Annotated in this window: 12 protein-coding genes; 9 read left to right on the top strand and 3 right to left on the bottom strand. The window is 73.6% G+C overall.

The annotated features are described in order from the left end of the window. Positions 1-79 precede the first annotated feature (79 nt). Entirely contained in the window at positions 80-2617 is a 2538-nt protein-coding gene (locus tag ACFP1K_RS25430; protein WP_380757671.1) for an ATP-binding protein, read from the top strand. On the opposite strand, the gene ACFP1K_RS25425 is transcribed toward ACFP1K_RS25430, so the two are convergent. Further along, the gene (locus tag ACFP1K_RS25425) at positions 2607-3101 is read right to left on the bottom strand and encodes a beta-class carbonic anhydrase (RefSeq protein WP_380757669.1); all 495 of its coding nucleotides are present in this window, start codon (positions 3099-3101) and stop codon (positions 2607-2609) included. The two genes, ACFP1K_RS25430 and ACFP1K_RS25425, sit on opposite strands and share 11 nt — an antisense overlap. Before the next feature lie 55 nt (positions 3102-3156). Then, complete coding sequence (locus ACFP1K_RS25420; RefSeq protein ID WP_380757667.1) at positions 3157-4518, bottom strand: tetratricopeptide repeat protein; 1362 nt, start codon at positions 4516-4518, stop codon at positions 3157-3159. Between the two features lie 183 nt (positions 4519-4701). Here ACFP1K_RS25420 and ACFP1K_RS25415 point away from each other — a divergent pair, with 183 nt between their 5' ends. Continuing rightward, positions 4702-5178, top strand: coding sequence for an anthrone oxygenase family protein (locus ACFP1K_RS25415; protein ID WP_380757664.1), 477 nt, complete (start codon positions 4702-4704; stop codon positions 5176-5178). Between the two features lie 23 nt (positions 5179-5201). Here the strand turns inward: ACFP1K_RS25415 and ACFP1K_RS25410 are convergent, their stop codons facing one another. Beyond that, positions 5202-5678, bottom strand: a complete 477-nt coding sequence (locus ACFP1K_RS25410; RefSeq protein ID WP_380757662.1) for a nucleoside deaminase — start codon at positions 5676-5678, stop codon at positions 5202-5204. 251 nt (positions 5679-5929) lie between these two features. On the opposite strand from ACFP1K_RS25410, the gene ACFP1K_RS25405 reads away from it, so the two are divergent. The 7 genes from ACFP1K_RS25405 (at position 5930) to ACFP1K_RS25375 (ending at position 14403) form a co-directional block, all read left to right on the top strand. Beyond that, complete coding sequence (locus ACFP1K_RS25405; protein WP_380757660.1) at positions 5930-7243, top strand: DUF4872 domain-containing protein; 1314 nt, start codon at positions 5930-5932, stop codon at positions 7241-7243. Beyond that, positions 7236-7718: a DUF4396 domain-containing protein gene (locus ACFP1K_RS25400; protein ID WP_380757658.1), complete on the top strand. Its 483-nt coding sequence runs from the start codon at positions 7236-7238 to the stop codon at positions 7716-7718. Before ACFP1K_RS25405 ends, ACFP1K_RS25400 begins: the two co-directional genes overlap by 8 nt. A 147-nt stretch (positions 7719-7865) precedes the next feature. After that, positions 7866-9527, top strand: coding sequence for a glycoside hydrolase family 44 protein (locus ACFP1K_RS25395; RefSeq protein ID WP_380757656.1), 1662 nt, complete (start codon positions 7866-7868; stop codon positions 9525-9527). A 152-nt stretch (positions 9528-9679) separates the two neighbouring features. Then, on the top strand, positions 9680-11020 hold the full coding sequence (locus tag ACFP1K_RS25390; RefSeq protein ID WP_380757653.1) for an NtaA/DmoA family FMN-dependent monooxygenase: 1341 nt from the start codon (positions 9680-9682) through the stop codon (positions 11018-11020). Beyond that, positions 11017-12186: an LLM class flavin-dependent oxidoreductase gene (locus ACFP1K_RS25385; RefSeq protein ID WP_380757651.1), complete on the top strand. Its 1170-nt coding sequence runs from the start codon at positions 11017-11019 to the stop codon at positions 12184-12186. Before ACFP1K_RS25390 ends, ACFP1K_RS25385 begins: the two co-directional genes overlap by 4 nt. 34 nt (positions 12187-12220) lie before the next feature. After that, on the top strand, positions 12221-13276 hold the full coding sequence (locus ACFP1K_RS25380) for an LLM class flavin-dependent oxidoreductase (protein WP_380757649.1): 1056 nt from the start codon (positions 12221-12223) through the stop codon (positions 13274-13276). Next, the gene (locus ACFP1K_RS25375; protein WP_380757648.1) at positions 13273-14403 is read left to right on the top strand and encodes an LLM class flavin-dependent oxidoreductase; all 1131 of its coding nucleotides are present in this window, start codon (positions 13273-13275) and stop codon (positions 14401-14403) included. Before ACFP1K_RS25380 ends, ACFP1K_RS25375 begins: the two co-directional genes overlap by 4 nt. Positions 14404-14453: the final 50 nt, after the last annotated feature.

Raw genomic sequence — 14453 nt, 5'->3', positions numbered from 1 at the left:
CTCGCGCGCGGGCCGTCCGGCGTGGTTATCTTCCCCCATCGACGGTCATCCCCTCGGGCCTGCCGAGCCCTCTCCTGACGTGGCGGCGTGGCGCGTCGCCGAGGTCCGCACCGTGGCGGACCTCGGCCGGATCCTGCGCGGGCTGCGCCGCCGCCATGCCCGCGGTCAGGGCGGCCCCGAGCTCACCTACCGCGAGCTGGCCGCCGCCACCGGCTGGTCGCACGGCATCATCGGGGAGTACCTCTCCGGCCGCATCCTCCCGCCCACCGACCGGTTCGACGTACTGATCGGCCTGCTCGGCGCGAGCCCCGCCGAGCAGGGCGCGCTGGCCACCGCCCGCGACCAGGTGGAGGAGAACCGGCGCGGCTCGGCGCCGGTCGAGCGGCCGGTACCCCGGCAGCTCCCGCTGGACGTGTTCGGCTTCACCGGCCGCGCCGCGCAGCTCGCCGTCCTGGACGCCATGCTGGCCGCGGGCGAACGGCGTCCCGCGGTGGTGATCTCCGCGGTGGCGGGCACCGCGGGGGTCGGCAAGACGGCCCTGGCGGTGCACTGGGCGCACCGGGTGGCCAAGCGGTTCCCCGACGGCCAGCTCTACCTGGACCTGCGCGGCTACGACCCCGGCAGGCCCGTGACGGCCGCCGACGCGCTGGCGGGGTTCCTGCGCGCCCTCGGCGTGGAACCCGCCGACATCCCCGAGGACCCCGGCGAGCGAGCGGCCCGCTACCGCACGCTGCTCGCGGGGCGGCGCATGCTGGTGGTGCTGGACAACGCGTACGGCGCCGACCACGTGCGCCCGCTGCTGCCCGGGATGCCGTCGTGCCTCGTCGTGGTGACCAGCCGTGACGCGCTCACCGGGCTGGTGGCGCGGGAGGGCGCCCGGCGGATCGACCTGGACACCCTCACCCCCGGCGAGGCGGCCGGCCTGCTGAGCACCCTCATCGGGCCACGGGCCGGCGCCGAGCCGGACGCCGCCGCCGCGCTGGCCGAGCACTGCGCGCGGCTGCCGCTGGCCCTGCGGATCGCCGCCGAGCTGGCCACCTCGCGGCCGATGGCGCCGCTGGCGGAGCTGGTCGCCGAGCTGCGCGACGAGCAGCGCCGCCTGGACCTGCTGGACGCCGCCGGGGACCCGCGCACCGCCGTGCGGTCGGTGTTCTCCTGGTCCCACCGCCACCTGCCGGGTGCCGCCGCCCGCGCGTTCGACCTGCTCGGGCTGCACCCGGGCCGGGAGTTCGACATGTACACCGCCGCCGCGCTGACCGGCACGGGGACGGGGCGGGCGGCGGCGCTGCTGGACGAGCTGGCCCGCGGCCACCTGATCGAGCAGGCGGGCCCCGGCAGGTACACCATGCACGACCTGCTGCGGGCGTTCGCGGTGGAGCGCGCGACCGACGGGCAGGCGGCGCTGACCCGGCTGTACGACCACTACCTGAGCACGGCCGCGCGGGCGATGGACACGCTGTTCCCGTACGAGCGCGGCCGTCCGGAGACGCCGCCGCCGCGGACCCCGGCGCCGGCGGTCGGCGAGCCCGGCCAGGCGGCGCGCTGGCTGGACCGGGAACGGCCCGCGCTGGTCGCGGTCGCCGTCGACGCGGCCAGGCACGGCCTGGCGCGGTACGCCGTCGACCTGTCCCGCGTCCTGTGGCGGCACCTGGAGGTGGGCTGCCACTACCAGGAGGCGCTGACGCTGCACGGCGCCGCCGTGGAGGCCGCCCTCGCCACCGGCCACGGCCTGTCGGGGGTGCTGACTAACCTCGGCGGCATCCACTGGTGGCTGGGCGACCACCGCGAGGCGCGGGCCCGGTTCGAGCAGTCCCTGGCGAGCGCGCGGCGGGAGGGCGACGCGGAGGGCGAGGCCCGGGTGCTCGGCCGCCTCGGGCTGGTGCACGAGCGGCTCGGCGACCTGGACGAGGCCCTGGGGGTGCTGCGCGCGGCGCTGGCCATCTACGAGCGGACCGGCAACCGGCACGGGCAGGGCGCACAGCTGGTCAACATCGGCGCCATGTGCCGCAGGGTCGGGCGGTACGAGGAGGCGGCCGAGCATCAGCTGCGGGCCGCCGCGGTGTTCGCCGACCTCGGCGACCTGCGGCTGCGCGGCTACGCGCTGGGCAACCTCGGCGCGCTGTACAGCCTGCTCGGCAGGCACGCCGAGGCGCTCACCCACCTGGACCAGGCGCTCACCGACTGCCGCGCGGGCGGCGACCCGGGCGGCGAGGGCAGCGCGATCGGCACGATGGGCGCGGTGTACCGGCGGCTCGGCCGGTACCCGGAGGCCCTGGACCACCTGCACCGCGCGCTGGCCATCAGCCGTGAGACGAGTGACCGCAACCTGGAGCTGGAGACGCTCAACACCCTAGGTGAGACGCTGGGCCTCATGGGCCAGCCCGACTCGGCGCTGGCCCGCCACCGGGCCGCGCTGGCGCTCGCCGAGCGGACGGGCGACCGGTACGAGCACGCCCGGGCGCTGGACGGCATCGCGCACGTCCTGTCCGGCATCGGCCGCGCCGCCCAGGCGCGGGAGCACTGGCGGGCGGCGCTGGCCGCCTACCAGCGCCTCGGCGTGCCCGAGGCGAGCCGTGTGCTGGCCCGCCTGGGCGATCCGCCGATTCCTACGCCTTGACCTCGCGGAGCCGTCCCGTCTCGACCTCGTAGACGAAGCCGCGGATCGAGTCCTTGCGCGGGATGAACGGGTCGGCCTTGATGCGGGCGATCGACTGCAGGACGTCCTCCTCCAGGTCGGCGAACGCCTCGGCGGACCAGTCGGGCTTGATGCCGAGCTCGTCGTGGATGCTCTCCTTGAACCCGTCGTCGGTGAAGGTCAGCATGCCGCAGTCGGTGTGGTGGATCAGGATGATCTCGCTGGTGCCCAGCAGCCGCTGGCTGATGACGAGACTGCGCCGTTCGTCGGCCGTCACCACGCCCCCGGCGTTGCGGATGACGTGGGCGTCGCCCTCGCTGAGGCCGAGCACCCCGTAGACGTTCAGCCGGGCGTCCATGCACGCCACGACGGCGACGCCCTTGGCGGGTGGCAACGGCAGCTCCCCCTTGTCGAAGGACGCGGCGTAGCGCTCGGCGTTGGCCAGCAGCTCATCGGTGACGCTCATGCGATCTCCCTTCTGCGTGGACCTTTCCCACCCTTTACCAATAATTCCTACTTAGTCAATAGGTAATACCCCGGGCGTCGAGGGATCGAACATGCTCGGCGGCGGCGAGGTAGCGGCGGGACAGGTCCGGGCGGTGGGCGGCGAGATCGTCCAGCTCGGCGCGGTCGCGTTCCAGGGCCTCGGCCAGGAGCATCGCGCGGCCGCGCTCCAGGGCGAGCGCGGCGGACGGGACGTCGCCGGAGCGGGCGGCGGCCAGGGCGGCGCCCGCGGACAGCCCGGTGAAGCTGAGCAGCCAGGTCTGCTTGTACGAGCGGCCGGCCTGCGTGCGGTAGAGGCGGTCGGCGGCCCGCCAGGCGAAGCCGTACGCCTCGCTCGCCTCGGCGAAGGCCCGCCGCTCCAGCGCCCACCTCCCCCAGTTCTCCGCCGCCATCAGCGCCCCCTCCACCCCCGCCTCCAGGCCGTGCTCGCAACAGGTGCGGAACAGCCCGGCAGCCCGGGGATGATGGGCGGGCTCGCCGTGCTGCAACGTCACCGCGAGGTTGTTCAGCCGCCCGGTGAGGTCGGGCGAGCCCGCGGGGGTCGCCTCGACGGCCGCGGTGAGCACCGCCACCGACTCGGTGAAGTCGTCCCCGTCCTGGAGCACGGCCCACCGGTCCAGCAGGACGTTGCCGAGGTTGGTGAGGAACTTCGGCCGGTACGGCGACCCGGCCGGGCACAGCTCCACCGCGCGGCGGTACGCCTCGACCGCGACGAGCAGGTCCGCCACCTCGATGGCGAACCGCCCCTGCGCGCCGGCGCCCGCGACGCCGTCCTCGGCGGTGCGCTCGTACCGCATCCGGTGGGCGTTGCCGAGGTTGTTCAGGTACCCCGGCAGGTCGGCGGAGCCGGACGGGGTGGCCTGCACCGCCGCCTCGGCCGCCAGCACGCTGGCGTCCAGCTCGGCCGGGCGCCGGGTGCGCTCGTAGCGGTCGAGCCAGAGCATCGACAGGTTGGAGTGCGCGCGGGCGGTGTCCGCCGACCAGGGGTCGCCCTCCCCCGCGGCCTCGGTGAGCAGGTCCAGCGCGGTGTCCAGGTCGTCCAGGTCGCCCAGCCGGTCGTACCGGTCGGACAGGAAGACGCCGAGGTTCCCGAGCCGGGTGCCCCTCTCCGGCGCCCCCTCGGGGGTGCCGCGCAGGGCCGCCTCCGCGGTCTCGATGGCGTCCGTCAGGTCGGCGAGGGCACTGGTGAGGTCGTAGCGGTCGGACAGGGCGACCGCGAGGTTGGACAGGTAGCGGGGCAGCAGGGGGTCGCCGGGGGCGGCGGCCTCGGCGGCGCGGCGGTGGAGCTCGATGGCCCGCTCCAGCAGGTCCGGGTCCGCGGTGGCGGCGTACCCCTCGTGGAACTCGCGGGCCGCGCGGGTGAACTCGGCGGCGGACACGGCTTTCTAGCCCTCGATCCCGGCGGCGCGGGTGAACGCGGTGGCGGACGCGACCCTGCCGATCTCCCGCCGTGCACCTCGGGGTCGGCGATCCTTCCACCGTGGGGACTTGCCCTCCCACCCGTCGTTGCATGATCGTTGAGGGGTTACGGACACCAGGCCCCACGACCGGGAGTGACCCCCTTGAGCCCCCTCCACACCGCCCTGCTGCTGGCCACGGTCCTCACCACCGGCCTGATGGCGGGGCTGTTCTTCGCCTACTCCTTCTCCGTGATGCCAGGGCTCGCCCTTTCCTCCGACCGCGTCCTGGTGGAGACGATGCAGAACATCAACCGGGCGATCATCAACCCCGTGTTCATGCTCCCCTTCGTCGGATCGATCCCCCTGCTCATCGCCGTGGTGATCATGTCCGTGGACGACCCCGCCCTGCCCTGGCTCATCGCCGCCCTGATCCTCTACGTCGTGTCGTTCCTCGTCACCATGGCGGCCAACGTCCCCCTGAACAACCGCCTCGACCAGGCGGGCGACCCGGAGCACATCCCCGACCTCGCCGCCGTCCGCCGCGGGTTCGAGCCCAGATGGGTCACCTTCAACCTGGTCCGCACCTCCGGTCACACCGCCGCCTTCGCCTGCGCGGCCTGGGCCCTGACGTTCGCCTGACCGGCGCCGCCGGCCGCCTCGGCTCACCCGTGGTACCGGACGTGCAGGGCCCGGATGTCCTCGGTGAGGTCGTCGACCGGGCCCTCGACCTTCACGCGAAGGGCGATCCGCCCGGCGGGGATCGCGGCCACCGGGGACGGCGGGAGGCCGAGCGCGGTGAGCCATTCGACGAGCTGGGTGGAGGAGGCGACGTAGACGATGCGGCCGAGGCCCACCCAGCCGTGGGCGGCGGCGCACATGGGGCAGTGCTCGCCGCTGGTGTAGACGGTGGCGGCGGCGCGTTCCTCACGGGTCAGGTGGGTGGCGGCCCAGCGGGCCAGGGCGAACTCGGGGTGGAGGGTCTGGTCGGCGCCGGTGGTCTCACGGTTGCGGTCCTCGGCCAGCACGGTTCCGTCGCCGCCCACCAGTACCGAGCCGAACGGCTCGTCGCCCGCCTCCAGCGCCTCGGCCGCCAGGGCGACGCACCGCCGCAGGTGCTTGAGCTCCGCTTCGTCCCACATGAGGGTCCTCCTGATCTCGGGCCGCCGGTCCCGGCCATTGTCACAGAACACGCGAAGCACCTATCGTGGCCGATGGCGCCGTCCCGCGCCGGACCTCCTGATCGCGTGCCCACGCCACGCGGCGACGCGGAGGCAGAGGGGATCGATGTCCTCGGGCACCGAAGCCGCGGGCAGGTCGGGTGACCGTTCCCTACGGCGGGGCTCGCACGGCGCGTGGGGTGTGCGTGGCCGCCGCCCCGAGGGATCGACACATGACCGAGCGCAAGCATCTGAAGAGGCTCGTCCGGGCGCGGATGGCCAGAACCGGCGAGTCGTACTCCACGGCGCTGCGCCACGTGGCGGGGGCCCGTGAGCCGCGGCCCTGCCCGGCGGCGCTGCCCGGGTACACCAGGTTCGGTGGCGGCGTCCACCACGACTCCGCCCTGCTGGCCCACGTCCTGGCGCAGGCGGGGGTCGTCTCGCCCGCCACCGGGCGGCCGTACACCGAGGCCGCGCTGGCCGGCCTCGGCGGCGGGATCGGGTTCATGTACGCCGTGTTCGAGTACCGCGGCCACGACCCGATGACGACCCTCGTCACCCAGGCCCACCCCGACCCCATGATCCCCAAGGCGCTGGCCAGGGCCGGGATCCCGTACGAGGCGTCGCGCACCTCGTCCGCCGCCAGAGCCGAGGCCACGCTGCGCGCCACCCTGGCCTCCGGCCGCGCCGCCGTCTGCCGGGTGAACCGCTACGCGCTCCCCTGGCGTCCCGGGTACCCGTTCCCCGACCCGCTGGAGGCCGGCGTGGCCGGGATCGACGGCGACACGGTCCTCCTGGACGACCAGTGCGCCGAGCCGCACGAGCTCCCGATCGCGGACCTGATGACCGCCTGGTCCGCCCTCCCCAAGGCCAGGCACCACATGATCCACGTCACCGGACCGGGCGCGGACGGCGACCCCCGGCGGGCCGCACGCGACGCCGTCGCGGAGACGGTGGCGAAGATGACCGGCCCCGTCCTCGGCAACTCGTTCGACGTCAACTTCGGCCTGAGCGGCATGCGCAAGCTGCGCGCCCAGCTGGCCGACACCAAGGGCCGCCAGGGCTGGTCCCGCCGCTTCGCGAACCCGCGGGCGTTCTTCACCGCCATGACCCGCCTGCACGACTGCCTGGAGATCGAATACGGCGCCCCCGGCGCGATGCGCCCCCTGTACGCGGACTTCCTCGACGAGGCCGCACCCCTGCTGGACGGCCCGGCGGCGAGCGAGGCCGCCGCCCTCTACCGGGAAGCAGGGCGAATCTGGTCGAAGATCGCGTCCGACGCCCTCCCCCCGGAGTTCGCCCCCTACCACGAGCTGATCACCGAGTCGCAGGAACTCCTGCTCACCGAAGGCGCCCGCGCCACCCCCCGCCTGCGCGAGCTGCGAGACGGGTCGGCCGCCCTGACGAAGGAGTACGGCGACACCGACCCCCTGGGCCCGGCGGGCCGCGCCGACCTGCTGGCGTCACTGGCGGACCAGGTGGCCCAGGCCGTACACGTGGAAGAGGAGGCGCTACGCCTCCTGACGGAAGGGAGAGCCGATGTCTGAGCCCGCTCAGCCGGCACATGGAGCTCGCGCCACCGGTGGGGCGAGCTGGCGGATGGCGTTGTCCGCCACGCTGCACTGTCTCACCGGGTGTGCCATCGGGGAGATCCTGGGGATGGTGATCGGGACCGCGTTCGGGTGGTCCGATCCGGCGACCGTCGTCGCGGCCGTGGTGCTGGCCTTCTTCTTCGGGTATCTGCTCACGTTGCTGCCGTTGCGGCGGGCGGGGGTGAGCTGGGGTGACGCGATCAAGCTGGCCCTCGCGGCGGACACCGTCTCGATCGCCGTCATGGAGATCATCGACAACGGGATCATGCTGGTCATCCCGGGGGCCATGGACGCCGGGCTGACCACCCTGTTGTTCTGGGGGTCCCTGGCGGTGTCCCTGCTGATCGCCTTCCTCGTCACCACGCCCGTCAACAAGTGGATCATCGGGCGGGGGAAGGGGCACGCCGTCGTGCACGCTCACCACCACTGAGCAAAAGGTCTTCATCCGTCCGCGACCCGGTGAAAGTTGCATGCGCCCGGCGGCGTCCTGACAGGTCACGACGGCAGGGCGGTGGCGGCGGTTGCCGGGCGGGACGGGGGCGGGCACCGTGGGCCGGGTCGTCGAGGGAGGTTGGGCATGCGTAGCAGACTGCTCAAGGTCACGGTGATGTCGGCGTTGCTCGCCGCGGCGGCGGTGCCGATGACGGGGCCGGCGCAAGCGGACACGGGGCCGCGGCTCACCGTCGATCCGGCCGCCGGAAGGCATCCGATCAGCCCGTACATCTACGGGATGAACTTCACCGACGAAGGACTGGCGGCCGAGCTGCGGCTGCCGGTGCGGCGGTGGGGCGGGAACGCGACGACGCGGTACCACTATCTCTACGACACCACGAACCGCGCGTCCGACTGGTTCTTCGAGAACATCTCCGAGGAGAACGACCATCCGGAGAACCTCCCGAAGGGATCGTCGACGGACGAGTTCGTCGACCAGGACCGGCGCACGGGGACCAGCTCGATCCTCACCGTGCCGCTGATCGGCTGGGCGCCGAAGGCGAGGGACGGCTCCTGCGGCTTCTCGGTCACCAAGTACGGCCCGCAGCAGCGCACCGACGAGTGGCGCCCCGACTGCGGCAACGGCGTCAAGCCGGACGGCACCAACATCACGGGCAACGACCCGCACGACACCAGCGTCGAGGTGGGCCCGCAGTACATCAAGGACTGGCTGCGTCACCTCACCCGCACGTACGGCACGGCCGCGCGCGGCGGGGTGAAGTTCTACAACCTGGACAACGAGCCGGACATCTGGCACTCCACCCACCGCGACGTGCACCCCCTCGGCGCGAGCGCCGCCGAGCTGCGCGACCAGGCGTACAAGATCGCCGCCGCGGTGAAGACCGCCGACCCGGGCGCCCAGACCCTCGGCCCGGTCGGCTGGGGCTGGACGTCGTGGGACTACTCCGGCCTGGACCAGGAGACCTGCTCGCGCACCGGCTGCTGGGGCGACCCGCCGGACCGGGCCGCGCGCGACGGCCTGCCGTTCACCGCGTGGTACCTGCGCGAGATGAAGAAGTACCAGGACACCTACCGCAAGCGCATCCTGGACTACTTCGACATGCACTTCTACCCGCAGGCCCCGGGCGTCGCGTTCGGCAACGGCAACGACCCGGCGACCAACGCGCTGCGCCTGCGCTCCACCCGCGCGCTGTGGGACCCGGCCTACACCGACGAGAGCTGGATCGGCACCCAGGTCCGGCTGATCCCCCGGATGAAGGATCTGATCACCGCGCAGTACCCCGGCACCAAGACGGCGATCACCGAGTACAACTGGGGCGCCCTCGACTCCATGAACGGCGCGCTCACCCAGGCCGACATCCTCGGCATCTTCGGCCGCGAGGGCCTGGACCTGGCCACCCTGTGGTCCCCGCCGTCGGCGGCCCAGCCCGGGGCGTACGCGTTCCGCATGTACCTCAACTACGACGGCGCGGGCTCCCGCTTCGGCGACGTCTCGGTCAGCTCGGCCAGCGCCGACCAGGGCGCCCTCGCGGTGTACGGCGCCCGCCGCACCCGCGACGGCGCGCTGACCCTGATGGTCGTCAACAAGAGCGCCACCGACCTGACCAGCCCGGTGAGCATCGCCGGCGCCCGCCGCGGCACCGCCGCCGCCTACCAGTACTCGGCGGCCTCCCCGTCCGCCATCGTCCGCGCCGCCGACCAGCCCATCGCCACCGGCGGCACGTTCACCCGCACCTTCCCCGCCGGATCCGTCACCCTGCTCGTGGTGCCGAGGTCCGTCGTCTGACCGAGCGGCGTCCCGGGGTCCGCCGCGGCGGACCCCGGGACGTGTGCCCGCGCGGGCGACACATCCCTCACCCTCCCCGGGTCCCGGCCGCCTGATGTTGACCAGAAAACCCACATTTCCTACTATGTAAGTGGGTTTTACTGGGAGGCCTCTTGAGCACGCAGATCCACCTCGCCGCGCACTTCCCCGGGGTCAACAACACCACCGTCTGGTCCGACCCCCGCTCCGGCAGCCAGATCGACTTCGACTCCTTCCGGCACCTCGCCGAAACGGCCGAACGCGGAAAATTCGACTTCTTCTTCCTCGCCGAGGGCCTGCGGCTGCGCGAGATGAAGGGCCACATCCACGACCTGGACGTCATGGGCCGGCCCGAATCGCTCACCGTGCTGGCCGCGCTGTCCGCCGTCACCACCCGCCTCGGGCTGGCCGCGACGGTCAACTCCACCTTCAACGAGCCGTACGAGGTGGCACGGCGCCTCGCGACGCTCGACCACCTCAGCGGGGGCCGGGCCGCGTGGAACGTCGTGACCAGCTGGGACGCGTTCACCGGTGAGAACTTCCGGCGCGGCGGCTACCTCGCCGAGGCCGACCGCTACACGCGGGCCGCCGAGTTCCTGCAGACCGCGCGGGAGCTGTGGGACTCCTGGACGGACGACGCGGTGGCCGCGGACCCGGCCACCGGGGAGTTCCTGCGCGAGGACGGCGTCACCCCGTTCCGGCACACCGGGAAGCACTTCGACATCCACGGCCTGTTCGGCACGCCGCGCGGCCCGCAGGGACACCCGGTGATCATCCAGGCCGGGGACTCCGACGAGGGCCGTGAGTTCGCCGCACGGTCCGCCGACGTCATCTTCAGCAGGTACGGCCACCCCGAGGAGGGCCGCGCCTTCTACCGCGACGTCAAACGCAGGCTCGCCGCGTACGGCAGGCGGCCGGAGGACCTGAAGATCCTCCCCGCGGTCACGTACGTCCTCGGCGACACCGAGGCCGACGCGGCCGAGCGCGCCACGGAGATCCGGCGCGCCCAGGTGAGCCCGCAGAACGCCATCGTGTTCCTCGAGGGCGTCTTCGGCCGGGACATGTCGGCGTACGACCCCGACGGCCCGCTCCCCGACGTGGAGCCCGAAGCCGGCGAGGGGGTGTCCAAGGGCCGCGCGCAGTTCCGCGGCGACCGGGCCGCGGTCGCCGCCAAGTGGCGGGCGGTCGCGCACGAGAAGAACCTCACCATCCGCGAGCTCGTCATCGAGATGTCGGCGCGGCAGACCTTCATCGGCACCGCCGCGTCGGTCGCCGAGCAGATGCACGCCTTCGTGCGGACCGGCGCCGCCGACGGCTTCATCTTCGTGCCGCATCTGACGCCCGGCGGCCTGGACGAGCTGGTGGACAAGGTGGTCCCCCTGCTGCAGGAGAAGGGCGTGTTCCGCGCCGACTACACCGGCACCACCCTGCGCGACCACCTGGGTCTCCGACCCCCCACGAAGGAGGCGTCATGACGCTGCACCTGGCCGTCGCCCTGGACGGCGGCGGCTGGCACCCCGCCGCGTGGCGCGCCGAGGGCGCTAACCCCGACCGGCTGTTCACCGCCGGCTACTGGGCGGAGCTCGTGCTGGAGGCCGAGCGCGGCCTGCTCGACTGGGTGACGTTCGAGGACTCGCTCGGCCTGCAGTCCTCGCGGCCGGACGCCCTCGACGGGCGCCGCGACCAGGTCAGGGGACGTCTGGACGCGGTGCTGCTGGCCTCGGCCATCGCGCCGCTGACCAGCAGGATCGGCCTGGTGCCCACCACGAGCGTCACCCACACCGAGCCGTTCCACGTCGCCATCGGCATCGCCTCCCTCGACCACGTGAGCCGGGGACGGGCGGGCTGGCGGCCCCGGCTGTCGGCGCGGCCGGACGAGGCGGCGCACTTCGGCCGCCGCGCCTTCCCCCGGCTCGACCTCGCCGACCCGGCCGTAACGCGCCATGTCGAGCGCCTCTTCGGCGAGGGCGCCGACTTCGTGGAGGTGGTGCGCCGGTTGTGGGACAGCTGGGAGGACGACGCCGAGATCCGCGACGCGACGACCGGCCGCTTCGTGGATCGGGGCAAGCTGCACTACATCGACTTCCAGGGCGAGTGGTTCGGCGTCAAGGGGCCGTCCATCACCCCCCGCTCCCCGCAAGGCCAGCCGCTCGTCACCGCGCTCGCGCACGACGCCCTCCCGTACGACTTCGCGGCCCGCACCTCCGACGTCGTGTACGTCACCCCCCGCGACAGGCGGGACGCGGCCACCGTCGTCGGCGAGGTGCGCGCGGCGGAGGCAACGGCCGGACGCACGGGGCCGCCGCTGAAGGTGTTCGCCGACCTGGTGGTGTTCCTCGGCGGCGCCGGCCGCAAGGCGCGGCTGGACGAGCTGGACGGGGCCGAGTTCGTCTCCGACGCGCACATTTTCGAGGGCACGCCGCAGCGGCTCGCCGACCTGCTGCTCGACTGGCGGGAGTCCGGCCTCGACGGCTTCCGGCTGCGGCCGGGCACGCTGCCGCACGACCTGTCGGCCGTCACCCGCGGCCTGGTACCCGAGTTGCAGGCCAGGGGCGCCTTCCGCCGGGCGTACGAGACGGCCGACCTGCGCGGCCGCCTCGGCCTGGAACGGCCGCCGAGCCGTTACGTGAAGGCCTCATGACGCGGCACGGCTTCCGGAAGGAGATCCACCGGCGATGAAGTTCCTCGCCCTCACGCTCGCGTTCCACCTCCCGCACCCGCGGACCGGGGAGCTGACACCGGTCACCGAGAGGTTCCGCGAGGTCGCCGCCGCCGCCGTGCTCGCCGAGGAGCTGGGCTTCGACGGCTTCGCCTTCGGCGAACGGCACGAACGGCCGTTCCTGTCCTCGTCCCCGCCCGTGGTGCTGAGCCACGTCGCCGCGCTCACCTCGCGGATCCGGCTGTTCACGGCGGTGACGACGCTCAGCCTGCTCGACCCGGTCCGGGCGTACGAGGACTACGCGACCCTGGACCACCTGTCCGGCGGACGGCTGGACCTGATGATCGGCAAGGGCAACGGAACCGCGCAGGCGGAGCTGTTCCACGTGACCGAGCAGGACCAGTGGGACCGCAACCGGGAAGGCTACGAACTGTTCCGGCGGCTCTGGCGGGAGGACACGGTCACCTGGTCGGGCCGCTACCGCCCGTCACTGCGGAACGCCGAGGTGCTGCCCCGGCCGTTGCAGCGGCCCGTCCGGGTCTGGCACGGCAGCGCGACCAGCAAGGAGTCGGTGGACCTCGCCGCCAGGCACGGCGACCCGATCTTCTCCGCCAACGTCACCCACGCGGTCGAGCCGTACGCCGAGCTGGTGCGGTACTACCGGGAACGCTGGGAACACTACGGCCGCGACCCCGCCGGCGCGCTGGTCGGCGCGGGCAGCGCCGGGTACTACTGCACGCCGAAGTCCCAGGACGCGATCGAGGAGTACCGGCCGGTGTTCGACGCCCGGCTGCGCCTGTTCGCCGCGCGCGGCATCGACCCGGTGTTCCCCACCCTGGAGGACGCCCTCGAACGCAGCTCCCTGCTCGTCGGCAGCCCTCAGCAGATCATCGACAAGGTGCACCGGTACCACGACCGGCTGGGCCACGAGGTGATGCACCTGTCCGCCGAGCCCGACGGGCTCCCCGCCGACCGGTACCGCGCCTCCCTGGAGCTGTTCCAGAACGAGATCGCCCCCGTCCTGCGCAAAGAGATCCCGAGCAGGCCGCTATCCCCGGGAGGACCCTCATGACCCGGTTGTCCATCCTCGACCTGGCGCCCGTCGTCTCCGGCGGCACCGCCCGGGACGCGGTGCGCAACACCGTCGACCTGGCCCGGCGGGCCGAACGGGCCGGCTACCACCGGTACTGGCTCGCCGAGCACCACCTCGCCGAGGGCGTGGCGAGCTCGGCGCCCGCCGTGCTCATCGGCGCCGTCGCGGCGGCCACCGAGCGCATCAGGGTCGGGTCCGGCGCCGTACAGCTCGGCCACCAGACCGCGCTCGCGGTGGTCGAGCAGTTCGGCACGCTGGACGCGCTGTACCCGGGCCGGATCGACCTCGGCCTCGGCCGGTCGGGGCAGCGCACCAAGGAACTGCGCGCCGCCGCGGGCTCGCCACCCCCGGCCGTCCCGGCCGTCCCCGCCGAGCCACGGGTCGTGCACGGCCTGCTGATCCCGCCGCCGTTCTCCTACGCCTCGCTGGCGGGCTCGCCGCTGTTCCGGCTGCACGCCTCCCTGCTGCAGCAGCCGGGGGCCGAGTCGCCCGACTTCGCCGAGCAGGTGGACGACATCCAGGCGTTCATCGCCGGTTCCTACCGGTCCGCCGAGGGACACGCCGCGCACGCCCAGCCCGGGGAGGGCGCCGAGGTGGAGCTGTGGATCCTCGGCAGCAGCGGCGGGCAGAGCGCGCAGGTGGCCGGGGAACGGGGCTTGCCGTTCGCCGCCAACTACCACGTGGCCCCGTCCGCGGTGCTGGAGGCCGTCGAGGCCTACCGGGACGCCTTCAAGCCGTCGGCGGTGCTGTCCGCGCCGCACGTCATGGTGTCGGCCGACGTCGTGGTGGCCGCCACCGACGAGGAGGCCCGCCGGATCGCCGCGCCGTACGGCCTGTGGGTGCGCGACATCCGCACGGGCACCGGCGCCCCGCCGTTCCCGTCGCCGCTGGAGGCCGCCGCCCACGTGTGGACCGCGGCGGACCGCGAGCTGGTCGCCGACCGCGTGGACACGCAGTTCGCCGGGTCGCCGGGCACCGTCGCGGACCGGCTGCGTGTGCTGCGCGACGCGACCGGCGCCGACGAGCTGCTGGTCACCACCATCACCCACGACCACGAGGACCGGGCGCGTTCGTTCGAGCTGCTCGCCGCCGCGTGGCGGGACTGAGCGGCGGGGCGCCGGGACCCTGAACCCGTCCCGGCGCCCCGCCAGGGGCG

The sequence above is a fragment of the Sphaerisporangium aureirubrum genome, assembly GCF_042658925.1.
GTDB lineage: Bacteria > Actinomycetota > Actinomycetes > Streptosporangiales > Streptosporangiaceae > Sphaerisporangium > Sphaerisporangium aureirubrum.
Note: the sequence above shows the minus strand (reverse complement) of the source record. Positions and strands in the feature narration are given on the sequence as shown.